Origin of the sequence: uncultured Flavobacterium sp. (genome assembly GCF_963974175.1) — a bacterium.
Taxonomy (GTDB): domain Bacteria; phylum Bacteroidota; class Bacteroidia; order Flavobacteriales; family Flavobacteriaceae; genus Flavobacterium.
Genome location: NZ_CAXBBR010000001.1, coordinates 613,131 through 626,791, shown reverse-complemented (window position 1 = coordinate 626,791; position 13,661 = coordinate 613,131). Strand labels below are relative to the sequence as shown.

General features: G+C 34.7%; 9 protein-coding genes and 1 tRNA gene. 7 read left to right on the top strand and 3 right to left on the bottom strand.

All coding sequences use genetic code 11. The features are described 5' to 3' along the window. The first annotated feature begins 169 nt into the window (after positions 1–169). The 3 genes from AAC069_RS02715 to AAC069_RS02705 all read left to right on the top strand — a co-directional run bounded on the left by AAC069_RS02715 (position 170) and on the right by AAC069_RS02705 (position 3,418). Entirely contained in the window at positions 170–1,657 is a 1,488-nt protein-coding gene (locus AAC069_RS02715; RefSeq protein WP_339918975.1) for a hypothetical protein, read from the top strand. A 153-nt stretch (positions 1,658–1,810) separates the two neighbouring features. Next, positions 1,811–3,046, top strand: coding sequence for a metallophosphoesterase (locus AAC069_RS02710; RefSeq protein WP_339918974.1), 1,236 nt, complete (start codon positions 1,811–1,813; stop codon positions 3,044–3,046). A gap of 75 nt (positions 3,047–3,121) precedes the next feature. Then, on the top strand, positions 3,122–3,418 hold the full coding sequence (locus AAC069_RS02705) for a thioredoxin family protein (protein ID WP_339918973.1): 297 nt from the start codon (positions 3,122–3,124) through the stop codon (positions 3,416–3,418). A gap of 22 nt (positions 3,419–3,440) precedes the next feature. On the opposite strand, the gene AAC069_RS02700 is transcribed toward AAC069_RS02705, so the two are convergent. Both AAC069_RS02700 and AAC069_RS02695 read right to left on the bottom strand, forming a co-directional pair. Continuing rightward, positions 3,441–4,088 carry a polysaccharide deacetylase family protein gene (locus AAC069_RS02700; RefSeq protein ID WP_339918972.1) on the bottom strand — a complete coding sequence of 216 codons (648 nt, stop codon included), beginning with the start codon at positions 4,086–4,088 and terminating at the stop codon, positions 3,441–3,443. 91 nt (positions 4,089–4,179) lie between these two features. Then, a complete protein-coding gene (locus AAC069_RS02695) occupies positions 4,180–7,491 on the bottom strand; it encodes a DUF2723 domain-containing protein (RefSeq protein WP_339918971.1) in 3,312 nt (1,103 codons plus the stop codon). Between the two features lie 237 nt (positions 7,492–7,728). On the opposite strand from AAC069_RS02695, the gene AAC069_RS02690 reads away from it, so the two are divergent. Beyond that, a tRNA-Gln gene (locus AAC069_RS02690) sits at positions 7,729–7,799 on the top strand. 118 nt (positions 7,800–7,917) lie between these two features. On the opposite strand, the gene AAC069_RS02685 is transcribed toward AAC069_RS02690, so the two are convergent. Continuing rightward, complete coding sequence (locus tag AAC069_RS02685; protein WP_339918970.1) at positions 7,918–8,742, bottom strand: universal stress protein; 825 nt, start codon at positions 8,740–8,742, stop codon at positions 7,918–7,920. A 175-nt stretch (positions 8,743–8,917) separates the two neighbouring features. Between AAC069_RS02685 and rimP the strand changes: the two genes are divergently transcribed. The 3 genes from rimP (at position 8,918) to infB (ending at position 13,650) form a co-directional block, all read left to right on the top strand. After that, the gene (rimP, locus tag AAC069_RS02680; RefSeq protein WP_339918969.1) at positions 8,918–9,382 is read left to right on the top strand and encodes a ribosome assembly cofactor RimP; all 465 of its coding nucleotides are present in this window, start codon (positions 8,918–8,920) and stop codon (positions 9,380–9,382) included. A gap of 13 nt (positions 9,383–9,395) precedes the next feature. Then, the gene (gene nusA / locus AAC069_RS02675) at positions 9,396–10,649 is read left to right on the top strand and encodes a transcription termination factor NusA (protein WP_339918968.1); all 1,254 of its coding nucleotides are present in this window, start codon (positions 9,396–9,398) and stop codon (positions 10,647–10,649) included. 112 nt (positions 10,650–10,761) lie between these two features. Further along, the gene (gene infB / locus AAC069_RS02670; RefSeq protein ID WP_339918967.1) at positions 10,762–13,650 is read left to right on the top strand and encodes a translation initiation factor IF-2; all 2,889 of its coding nucleotides are present in this window, start codon (positions 10,762–10,764) and stop codon (positions 13,648–13,650) included. Positions 13,651–13,661: the final 11 nt, after the last annotated feature.

Sequence of the window (13,661 nt, the reverse complement as noted above, 5' to 3'; positions counted from 1 at the left end):
GTTAAGACTATGTAATACTTAGGCTATAAAAACAACTTATTTGGTGTTTTAAGTTAAATAATCATGTAGTTTGTCGATATAAATTACGGTTTGTCGATGTTTTGCATATTTTAGCGGAGTGGTTCTATGCCACGCTTTGTTCTTATATATAAATTTTAATTCGCATGTTATGAAAAAAAACTACTCTGCTAAAAAGGTGTTACAGGTCTCTATGTTATTTTTCATGATAATAACCACAAACATGTTTGCTCAGGTTGGAATTGGAACAATTACTCCTCATGGGAGTTCGGTTTTAGATGTGTCGTCAACGACACAAGGAATGTTGGCACCTAGGATGACAACGGCGCAGAAAATTGCAATTGTTTCTCCTGCTAATGGATTAATGGTTTATGATACTGATTTAAAACTTTTCTCTTACTATGATTTAACTGCAACAACATGGGTAAATAGTGCGCAGGGGAGATCGAAGTTTAAGAGGATTAAATCGACAGATGTCTTGGCAACGGTTTTAGCTTCAGAAAAAGCCGCTGGTGGAGATGCAAAATATCTTTTGGATTCTCAAACACTATATGAAATAAACGGAACGGTAAATCTTGATTTGCCTATTGAATTAAACAATGCTTATGTTATAGGCTTAGATTCTTCTGATGATAAATTAGTAAAAGCTACAGGAGATCTTTTTGTTGGTACAACTGGAGGATCTATAAGGGTATTGACTTTGGTCGCTTCTGCTGGAAATGTTTTTAATATTATTGGTACTGGTTCAATTGGAGCAGGAACGCAGACTCAAAATTTAATTTTGAGAGATGGTATTATTGTAGGTTCATCTAGTGTTGGTAAAATAGAAAATTTCGCATTGGTATTTATTAGTATTATACAATATGCTGGAAATGCAACAGGAATTGTTTATAAGGACATCAGTAAGCTACTTATAAATAATGCGGGCTGGTTTGGTAACAATAGCGGGACTTATGAGACGCTACAGGGGACTTTTGGTCTAGTAGGGAAAATAGGGGGCTTTACTGAGGTCGTAGGAAATAACACAGGATTTAGTGTTTCGTCTAATCCAGTAATTACAAATGATGCTGTATTGAGAGAAGTTATTTTCACGGGAGCCATTACTTCAGGTAAATTCATTAATGGGTATACAACTGGAAGTTATTCTGGATTTAATTTTGATAATAAATGGGCAGTTAACTGTCCCGGAATTCCTGTTGAAAGTGATTTGGTATCTACAGGTGATGTTAATTTTGATTATGCAGTTGGTTCTGGAGCATCAACAACTTTTTCGGGAAGTACTAAAACAAAATTGTTAGGGACAACAACGTCAAATAATTTATTTCGATTTTCAACAGATGTCACAAATAATAGACTAAAGTATTTGGGTAATAAAAAACGTTATTTTACTGTTAGGGGCTCACTATCTTTTCAATCTTCAGCAAGTACAACGACTTATATTGTGTATATTGCAAAAAACGGTACTGTCGTTAATCAATCTAAAGTATATATTAATTCAACTACTACAAATGATATTCTTGCTATTCCTATTGGTACAACCCTTGAATTAAGTCCAACTGATTATATTGAAGTGTTTGCAGAAAGATATTCTGGGAGTGGAAATATGCTAACTGTTTCATTAAATTTATCAATAAATTAGAAAGCCTTTCTAATGCTATAGAGATTAAATATTTATATTTTTTAATGACAACACTATGAGAGACGAAGATTTGTGTAATTTTAGTTAAATATTGATTAATAACTACACATAGTGTTTTCTTAATTTGTTATTTTGTCAATAAATATAATTGTAATGATTTTTCGTATCGTTTTTTTAAGTGTTGTCCTTATTATCATAGAGCTTTATGCATTTCAAGCATTAAGAACATTAATAAAGCTAAAGTGGGTTTTGGTTTCTTATCAGATCATTAGTGTATTAGTTTTGATATTTATTGTTTATTCTTTTATGCAATTTGACCGTTCTATAGGGCAAACTAAGCAGACGATGTTTACAATGGGTTTAGTGCTTTTAGTTTATGTACCTAAACTGATATTGACTCTGGTATTACTTGGAGAAGATTTGTTTAGATTAGGCGCAGGTTCGATTAATTTTTTTATAGAAAATGATGATAATACAGCCTTTTTTTCCTCGAGAAGAAAATTTGTAAGTCAGGTGGGGCTTGGGTTAGCTGCAATTCCATTTATGTCTTTGATCTATGGAATTACGATTGGGAGATACAACTACAAAGTAATAAAGCAACGCATTTTTTTTCCGGATTTACCAGATGCCTTTGATGGTTTTACCATTACGCAAATATCAGATGTTCATAGCGGTAGTTTTGATAACCCGGATAAGATTAATTATGCAATTGATTTAGTAAACGAACAAAATTCAGATATGATTCTGTTTACAGGTGATATTGTTAATACGGATGCCAAGGAGATGCATCCTTGGATTGAAACGTTCAATAGAATTAAAAAACACGAGTATGGGAAGTATTCTGTTCTTGGGAACCATGATTATGGAGAATATGTCACCTGGCCAACGGAAGTAGCTAAAGAAGAGAACTTTCAGGCTATAAAGAATCTTTATGGAGAAATTGATTTCAAGCTATTGTTGAATGAGCATACATATATAGAAAAAGGAGAAGATAAAATTGCATTAATAGGCGTGGAGAATTGGGGTCAAAATTTCAAGAAGGCAGGTGATATTAATAAGGCTTCGCTAGGGGTGAATCAAGAGGATTTTAAGATCTTGATGAGTCATGACCCAAGTCATTGGGATTATGAAATCAAAAACCATGATAAGAATTTTCACCTAACATTGTCAGGTCACACGCATGGCATGCAATTTGGGATTGAAATTCCGGGTTACTTTAAGTGGAGTCTGGCTCAATATGTTTATGCACAATGGGCTGGTTTATACGAAAACCTAGGAAGATATGTTTATGTTAATAGAGGGTTTGGGTATCACGCTTACCCTGGTAGGGTTGGAATTATGCCTGAAATCACAGTCATTGAACTAAAAAAAGGTAAGAATGTCGCATAATTAGTTAAAAGTGCTACATTTGTAGATTAATGTCTGTTTTTTTAAGTAGATTTAAAAATTAAATTCGTTGGTTTTATGTCAAAATTTGGAGAACTTATAAGTGCACGAGTGCCTGTGTTGATAGATTTTTACACAGATTGGAATGAGTCGTCTGTTTCTATGCATCCTGTAATTAGAGATGTGGCAGCAGCGCTTGGAGATAAAGCAAAAGTCATTAAGATTGATGTGGATAAAAACCAGGAATTAGCAGATGCTTTAAGAATTAAAGGACTTCCTACTTTAATGATTTATAAGGAAGGGCAAATGATTTGGAGACAATCAGGTGAATTAGACGCCAATACTCTTATCGGTATAGTACAAGAGCAATTGTAGTGCTTTTAATTTTTATTCTGTATTAAAAGGCTTCACATTGAAAGTTGTTTTCATCTAAATATTTCAAGACTTTTGGTAATGTGTATTCTAAGTTTTTGAATGCTTTAACGCTGTCATGAAATACAATTATACTTCCCGGTTTTATATTTGAAACCACATTTTTCAAACATCTTTCTTTTGTGATTGTTTGATCAAAATCAGCACTTAGAACATCCCACATAATAATTTCGTACCCTTGACTCTTCAATCTTTTTGCTTGTATGGATTTAATTTTTCCGTAGGGAGGTCGAAAGAGTTTAGATTCTGGATTATTGATTTCAGTTGAATTACTTTTAATCGAAGCAGCGCAAAGAGAAATATTTGTGCTGTAGTCTTCAGCGGTAGTTTTCCATCCGTTTAAATGATTAAAGGTGTGGTTTCCTATCGAATGCTTTCTCTGTGTTAATTTTTCGAAAATAGAAGGGTGTGCTTCAATATTCTTTCCAATACAAAAAAAAGTAGCTTTGGCATTGTGTAGTTCCAGCTGTTCTAGAACCCATTCTGTGATTTCGGGAGTAGGGCCATCATCGAATGTCAAGTAAACTTTCTTTTCAGTATTTGGTAAGTCCCATATATATTGAGAGAATAGCTTCTTGATAAGTGAATTTGTTTTAACCCAGTAAAAGCTCATTGTGGTATTTGTTTGTATCAAAATTAAAAAAAAATGCAGTAAAAGTTAGAAGTTTTACTGCATTTTTTTAAAAGATATTTATAGTGTTACTTTATTCTTTTTCTCGTCCGAAACGTTCGAACATTTCGATATAAGTATTGAATACAGTTCTGTTTTTATTATAGAAGTTTAAATCTCCATTTTCTTTCATTACTTGCAATAAGCTTCTGTAACGTTCAAGATCCGTAATGATATCAACTGCTAAGCTTGATTGTTCTGAAGACTTTAATTTACTGTAGTAATTAAGATTGTCTTTGTATTTTGCCGTCAATTTATTCAATAAATCTTGTGCTTTGGCTTTCTCTCCCACTTCATAATATCCTTTTGTGTAAGGCTCTACTAAAGAGTAATAGCCGAATTTATCCAAAGGCATTTTTGTCATCGCCAAATCGATAATCTTTTTTGCCTTATCGAATTTTTTCTCCACAATCAATTGATCCATTAATCGAGCAAGATTTGTTCTGTAAGTGATGCTCTCTCTTCTGGTTTCTGGGTCATGGTATATTTTGTCGCTGTCACTATTACCCCAATCCCATTTCATTACATTGGTATACATTTTCTCAGAATCAATTTGCCCCATGTCTAATGGACTACCATCTTTAGGGATTGCAGTTTTTACAGGCACTAATTTATAAACCATTCCATCAAGTTGAAGGTAATCTTTCATCCAAAGGTAATCTTCATCGTCAAAAGCACCAGGGCTGAAGAAAATAGGTCTTTTCCAATTGTTGTTTGCTACGATGTCAAGCATCATTAATCGATTTTTATACAAAGCGTTTCCTTTGATGTCTATATCTATGTACGGAACAATAGAGTCATAGTATTTAGGCGAAACGACCTTGTTTTTTATGATAGCATCTTTGTCAACAGGGATTCTGACTTTATTGGTTGGATAAAAATGAATGGTCTGTCCGTTCTGTAGGCCAACCGTAGATTTTGGATTTTTAATGAAGTCCATGAAATCTTTAATCTCCCATCTGCTTTCTGTTTTCGGAATGTGGGCAACGTAATCCAATTTGTCTCCTACGTACTGATCGTGTGTGAAAGAGATTGGCAATGGATCAGCTTCGTAAGTTTTCGTTTTCATTTGGTCGATATACCAATCCGTCATGAAAAGACTAGTATTTACAATCTTAACATCGGTCCTGACATGTTCTATTTCCTGTGCATACCATAACGGGAAAGTGTCATTGTCACCTATTGTAAATAGAATTGCATTAGGATCACATGAGTTAAGATATGCTTTCGCCATTGCAGTTGCTGTATACTTACCAGAACGGTCGTGATCATCCCAGTTTTGAGATGCCATAAGCACTGGAGCTGCTAATATACTTGCGGCAATAATTATTGGTCCCGCTAATTTTGGAGCTAAATATTTTTGGGCACTTTCGTACAGTGCGTAAACTCCAAATCCAATCCATATAGCAAAAACATAAAAAGATCCCACTAAGGCATAATCGCGTTCTCTAGGTTCAAAAGGTCTTTCATTCAGGTAAATTTTTAAGGCAATACCAGTGAATAAGAACAAAGTCAACAAGACATAGAAACTTTTTCGATCTTTATTGGCATGATACATTAGTCCTATAAGTCCTAGAAGGAATGGAAGGAAATAATAGGTGTTACGTCCCTTGTTTTTTAATACATCGGCGGGTAAATTATCTTGAGAGCCCAAGTGTAACTCATCCATGAATTTTATTCCACTCATCCAGTTTCCATCCTGACTGTCGTATCTTCCTTGTATGTCATTTTGACGCCCAACAAAGTTCCACATCAAGTACCTCACGTACATGTAGCCAAACTGATATTCGAACATGAAACTTAAATTATCTACCGTTGATGGTTTTTCAATGATTAGGTAATCACCATAACTTTTTAGGAATTTTACATAACCATCATTGTCAATTTGTTTTTGTGCGTAAGCAGTTCTGAATTCTCCTACTGTTTTTCGGATTTCATTTTTTAATTGTCCAATAGCTCTGTTGTAGTCCTCCTCGGTTAATTTACTGGCGTCAATTCCGTATTTAGCGAGATCCTCTTCATAAGGATAATCAGGGTTTAGTTCAAACTCAGGAGCATTTGTAAAGTTCATATAATTGGCTACATGATCGGTACTCCACATTCGGGGTAAAATAGTTTTGTGATTGTCGTCACTATTCTGCACGGCGTTTTTGAAATTATTTACAATCTCATATTTTCCGGTTTTATAGTTTCTCTCATAGTTAGGAGCTTTGTCAAGATAAGGGTTGTCCTTGTCTAAACCGGCAAAAACTTCAGTGTACTGAGGGCCATAAAACAAAGGGTTAGAGCCGTATTGTTCTCTATTGTAATAAGCAAGTACCTCACGCGCATCAGAAGGTTTGTTCTCATTGATAATTACATTGGCATTGGCACGAACAGGCAACATTGTCCAAGTTGAAAATCCAATTAGAACGAATAGAATACATAAAATTAAAGTGTTGTAAGTTACAAGACCTTTGTTGGTGGTGTATTTTAAACCAAAATAAAATGCGGCCGAAAGAAGTACTGTAACCAGAATGGTTCCAGAGTCAAAAGGCATTCCTAGAGAATTAACTGTAAAAACCTCTGTTCCAGCAAAAAACGACATGGTTAAAGGCAGTAGTAATTTGAAAATAAACAATAAAATTGAAATAACTACAACATTAGCAATGATGAAATTTTTGACTGTTACTGTTTTGTAATGCTTAAAAAAGTACAGTAGACCAATTGAAGGAATCGTTAAAAGAGCCATAAAGTGAACTCCAAAAGATAATCCGATAACTAGTGAAATGATCAACAACCATCGATTTCCTCTTGGTGAGTCCATGTCTTGCTCCCAGCGCAACCCTAGCCAAAAAAGTAAGGAAATAAACAAAGAAGCCATGGCATAAACTTCAGCTTCTACAGCGTTGAACCAAAAACTATCAGAAAAAGTATAAGCTAAAGCTCCAACGAAGGAACTCCCTAGAATTACAATAGCATTGTTTGTATTTAATTGTGTTGTGTCGTCTTCTTTTAGATTTGGTTCTACGATCCTTGAAATTAATTTCTTTAAAATCATAGATGAAGACCAAAATAGGAATAATATTGTGAAGGCACTAGAAACAACAGAAGTCATATTGACCATTAAGGCGATATGTTCGTTATCTGAGGCAAACATGGCGAAGAATGCACCAATCATTTGAAACAAAGGTGCTCCGGGCGGATGACCAACTTCAAGCTTTGCTGCTGTGGCAATATATTCTCCACAATCCCAAAAACTCATTGTGGGTTCAACAGTAAGGGTATAAGTTATTAATGCTATTACAAATGTAAACCAACCTATAATCGTATTCCATTTATTGAAATTGAATGGCGCCTTATTCATGTATTGAAATTTAGTTATATTTTAAGTTACAAAGAAAATGTTTTTTTATTTAAGGTAGGAAAGATTAGCGAAAATTTCTGTCAAACTATTTATTTCGGTAACATATTGGTTTTTAGTAATTTTCGAGATTGCGAAGATGTTGATTGATTTTTTTTGCGTTTTTTTTCAATAAAAAGTCCAAAAAAGTTTGCGCAAACTGAATTTTATTATAAATTTGCACTCGCTTAGCAGCAATGATGGTCTATGGTGTAATGGTAACACAACTGTTTTTGGTGCAGTCGTTCAAGGTTCGAGTCCTTGTAGACCAACAAAAGCCTCTCAATTTGAGAGGCTTTTTTTTTGAAGTAAATTTAAAACGGTAAAAATTCATTTAAGTTCTGTTTTAAATTCGTTCTTTTAAGGTGGTGTAATTAGACAATAACGACTTTATATCTTAAAGGTTATTATTGGTTTTACTGCGTGATTTACTAAGTCTTCACTTATGCTTCCTGTAAAAAAATGAGCCAAGCCGGTTCTCCCGTGCGTACATAGTCCTATCAAATCAGCATTTATCGAATTAGAAAAATTAATGATTCCTTTTTCAATATTTACGTCATTGTAGATGTGGGCGGAATAGTTAGTGATTTTGAAATCAGCGATGAAATCATTCATTATTTGTTCTGAAAGAGCAGTCGGTTTGAAACTATTAGGGGTGCAAATCATCACTAAGTTCAATTTTGCGTCAAATATTTTGCTAAACTCAATCATTTTTTTGAATGGTTTTTTTATTTCTTTCGAAAAATCAGATGCGAAAACGAAGTTTGCTCCTTTCAATTCGGTTGTGCCTTTTTTAATTACCAAGACTGGAACTTCTGATAGTCGGACTACTTTTTCGGTGTTGGATCCGATGAGTACTTCTTCGATTCCGGAAACACCATGTGATCCCATAACTATTAAATCGGTTTTGTTTTCCTTGCTAAAGGATAGAATCCCGTCAAATGCTCTTTCAAATTTCACTTGTTCAGTTACTTGTATTCCTTTTAGGTAGTCTTTTTGTTTTAATTTTTGAAGTGTTTCGTTTGCTTTTTTGATAAATAGCATCACTTCAGGGATGCTTGTGGCTCCAGTTATGGCATCGTTCATTTGAGTTGGAATTTCCAACATATGGAGAAGAAGTATTTCAGAATTGCTCTTTTTTGCAATTTGTGCAGCGACTTTTAATGCGTTCTCGGCATGTGCTGAGAAATCGGTTGGAACTAAAATTCGTTTCATAATTAGATGGATTAAATTATGGGAAAATTCGGTATTTTAATGCTTCTATAAAGATAAGAAATATTTTTACGGCACGCAATCAATTCGATTTATAAAAAAAACACTATATTTGCACCGTTATTTATTAAAATCTAGATAATGAGGGGACTAAATGTCCCCTCTTTTTATAAAAAATATGACATTTAAAGAAAAAGTAAATTTATTGTTGACTGAAGCTCTTGTAGAAAAGCCATCGCTTTTCTTGATAGACCTTACCATCACTGATGCTTTTAAAGTTATTATAACTTTAGACGACGACAATGGTGTGGTGTTGCAGGACTGTATTGATATCAGTCGCGCAATAGACGCAAGTTTAGACAGAGAAGAACAGGATTATTCTATGGAGGTAGCCTCAGCAGGGGTTTCTTTGCCATTGAAGAAGATTAGACAATACAAGAAAAATATAGGTAGAACGTTGATTGTGAAAACTAATACAGAAAATATCGAAGCGGAATTAGTGGAAGCTAATGATGATTTTGTAATTTTGTCGTGGAAAGCAAGAGAACCTAAAAAGATAGGTAAAGGTAAAGAGACTGTTGAAAAGACGCTACAAATCCCTTACGCAGATATAAAAGAAGCAATTGTTACAGTAACATTTTAATTAAAGAATTCGCATGGAAAATTTAGCATTAATCGATTCATTCTCAGAGTTTAAAGATGATAAACTTATTGATCGTGTAACGCTTATGGCAATTTTGGAAGATGTATTTAGAAATGCATTGAAGAAAAAGTATGGTTCAGACGATAATTTCGATATCATTATAAATCCTGATAAAGGAGATATGGAAATTTGGAGACGAAGAGTTATTGTTGCGGACGAAGATTTAGATTTTGAAAACGAAGAAATTACTTTAACGGAGGCTAGAAGAATCGAAGCTGACTTTGAAATTGGTGAAGAAGTTTCTGAAGAGGTGAAATTAATAGACTTAGGAAGAAGAGCTATTTTGGCTTTACGCCAAAACCTTATTTCTAAAATACATGAACACGACAATACAAATCTTTATAAGCAATTTAAAGATTTAATTGGAGAGATTTATACTGCCGAAGTACATCATGTAAGACCTAGAGTTGTTATTTTAGTGGATGATGAAGGGAATGAAATTGTTTTGCCAAAAGAGAAACAAATCCCATCTGATTTTTTCCGCAAAGGAGATAATGTTCGTGGAATTATTGAAAGCGTTGAATTAAAAGGGAACAAGCCTCAAATTATTATGTCTAGAACTTCTGAGAAGTTTTTAGAAAAATTGTTTGAACAAGAAATTCCTGAAGTTTTTGACGGTTTGATTATGGTTAAAAATGTAGTAAGAATTCCAGGTGAAAAAGCAAAAGTAGCTGTAGAAACTTACGACGATAGAATTGACCCTGTAGGTGCTTGTGTAGGTATGAAAGGATCACGTATTCATGGAATTGTTCGTGAATTAGGAAATGAAAATATAGATGTTATTAATTTCACAAGTAACATTCAATTATATATTACAAGAGCGCTAAGTCCTGCAAAAGTATCTTCAATTAAGATAAATGAAGAAACTAAAAGAGCAGAGGTTTTCTTGAAATTAGAAGAAGTTTCAAAAGCGATTGGTAGAGGTGGACACAACATTAGATTAGCTGGTCTTTTGACTGGTTATGAGTTAGATGTTATACGTGAAGGCGATGTTGCTGGCGCAACTGCTGATGAAGATGATGTTGAATTAACAGAATTTTCAGATGAAATCGAAAGCTGGGTTATTGAAGAATTTGCAAAAATTGGTTTGGATACAGCAAAAAGTATCTTGAAGCAAGATGTAGAGGATTTAGTAAGAAGAACAGACCTAGAAGAGGAAACGATTCTAGATGTAATGAGAATATTGAAAGAAGAGTTTGACAGTTAGTCAATGAATCTTCAACGATAAACATGCCGCTTTACAATTGATTCTTACTCGGTAGATATCGAGTTGGGAGTAAAGCGAGGAATAACAAAAAAGGTAATAATAAAAAGGTTTTATGTCTGAAGAGAGAATTATTAGAATAAACAAAGTTTTAAGGGAATTGAATATTTCTTTGGAAAGAGCTGTGGATTATCTAAAAGATAAAGGGATTGCTATTGAAGCAAATCCAAACACAAAAATTTCTGATGATGTATACAATGTCTTGTGCGGTCAATTTGCGGGTGACAGAGGTAAAAAAGAGGCTTCAAAAGAAGTAGGAGAAGAGAAAAGGAAAGAGAAAGAGGCTTTACGTGTTGAGAGAGAGAAAGAAATCGAAGATAAGCGTAAGCATGATGAAGAGATCCTTAAACAACAACAAGAAGTTATAAAAGCGAGAGCTGTTATAGCAGGACCTGTTCAAGTAGGGAAAATTGATCTTAATCCTAAAAAAGCTGCTGCCGCTGTTCCAGCTCCAGTTACGCCAACTCCTCCGGCTCCTCCTGTTGTTGCTGAGAAAATTGAAGCACCTAAAGCTAAAACTTCGACAGAAAAACCAGTTGAAAAAGAAGTGGTTAAGGAAAAAGTAGTTGTAGACAAAAAAGAGGTAAAACCTGTTGTTGAAACTAAGGAACCGGTTAAGGAACCAGTAAAAGAAGAGAAAAAAGTTGTTGTGTCGGAAGAAAAAACGGCTCCAAAAACGGACGAAGCTCCGGCTGAGGAAGCTATTACAACTCAATATCAGAAATTATCGGGGACAAAATTGACTGGACAAACTATTGACTTGTCTCAGTTTAATAAACCGAAAAAGAAAAAAGAAGAGCCTAAAATCACTCCAAATAAGCCAGGCGCTGCCGGTGCTGCTGGAGCGGCTAATAAAAATAAACGTAAAAGAATTGCTCCTAAACCGGGCACGCCAAGGCCTCCTGGAGTTCCTGGTGCACCAAATCCTAATAAGATTACGCCAAATGTTGGTGGTGGTGGTTTTAATGCGAATAGAAGTTCAAGACCTGGATTCGTAAGAGGAAACAGACCAGCTATTGTAGCAAAAGTTGAGCCTACAGAAGAGGAAGTAAAAAACCAAATTCGTGAAACTTTAGAAAAACTTCAAGGTAAAAAAGGAGGGAAATCTAAAGCGGCTAAATACAGAAGAGACAAAAGGGATACGCACCGTCAAAAATCTGATGAAGAGCAAAGAGCAATTGATGAAGGAAGTAAAACCATTAAGGTTACTGAGTTCGTAACTGTTGGTGAAATTGCGATTATGATGGATGTGCCAATTACTAAAGTTATTGGTACTTGTATGTCACTTGGAATCATGGTAACCATGAATCAGCGTCTTGATGCAGAGACATTGACAATTGTAGCTGATGAATTTGGTTATGAAGTTGAATTCATAACTGTTGATATTGAAGAAGCTATAGCAGTTGTTGAAGATAAAGAAGAAGATTTAGTTTTCAGAGCGCCTATCGTTACTGTAATGGGTCACGTCGATCACGGTAAAACATCGTTACTGGATTATATCCGTAAGGAAAATGTTATCGCTGGTGAATCTGGAGGTATTACACAACATATTGGTGCGTACGGAGTAACTTTAGATAATGGTCAAAAAATTGCTTTCTTAGATACACCGGGTCACGAGGCGTTTACTGCCATGCGTGCACGTGGAGCTCAAGTAACAGATATTGCTATTATTGTAATTGCTGCGGATGATGATATCATGCCACAAACAAAAGAAGCGATAAGCCATGCTCAAGCAGCAGGTGTTCCGATTATTTTTGCTATCAATAAAGTAGATAAGCAGAATGCTAATCCTGAGAAAATTAAAGAGAAATTAGCAGGTATGAATTTACTTGTAGAAGACTGGGGTGGTAAATTCCAATCTCATGATATCTCTGCAAAAGTGGGAACAGGTGTAAAAGAATTATTAGAAAAAGTTTTATTAGAAGCGGAAGTTTTAGATTTAAAATCGAATCCAAACAAAGCGGCTCAAGGAACTGTTGTTGAAGCCTTTTTAGATAAAGGTAAAGGATATGTTTCTACTATATTGGTACAACACGGTACCCTTAAGGTTGGTGATTATATGTTAGCTGGAAAGCATCATGGTAAGATTAAAGCCATGCATGATGAAAGAGGAAATATTGTTACTGTAGCAGGTCCTTCTACTCCGGTATCGGTGTTAGGTCTTGACGGTGCAGCAACAGCAGGAGACAAGTTCAACATTTTTGAAGACGAAAAAGAAGCAAAACAAATTGCATCAAAACGTTCTCAATTAATGCGTGAACAATCTGTTCGTACACAACGTCATATTACATTAGATGAAATTGGACGTAGAATAGCATTAGGTCAGTTTAAAGAATTAAACGTAATCCTTAAAGGAGATGTTGATGGTTCTGTTGAAGCATTATCTGATTCGTTCTCTAAATTATCTACTGAAGAAATTCAAATTAATATTATACATAAAGGTGTTGGAGCGATTACAGAAACTGACGTTATGTTGGCTTCTGCTTCAGATGCAATCATTATTGGATTTAACGTTCGTCCTGCAGGTAATGCAAGACAGCTTGCTGATAAGGAAGAAATCGATATCCGTTACTATTCTATTATCTATGCAGCAATCGATGACTTGAAAGATGCAATGGAAGGAATGCTTGCTCCTGAGATGAAAGAAGAAGTTCTGGGTACAGCTGAAATTAGAGAGATATTTAAAATCTCTAAAGTTGGATCAATTGCAGGTTGTATGGTTATGGATGGTAAAATAGCTAGAAATGCTAAAATCAGAATTATTCGTGATGGTGTTGTTGTTCATGCAGGTGAACTTAGTGCTTTGAAACGTTTCAAGGATGATGTTAAAGAAGTAGCTAAAGGATATGATTGTGGTATTCAAATCAAAGGTTATAATGACATAGAAGAAAGAGATGTTATTGAAGCTTACCATGAAGTAGCAATTAAGAAGAAATTGAAATAGTATTTTTATTA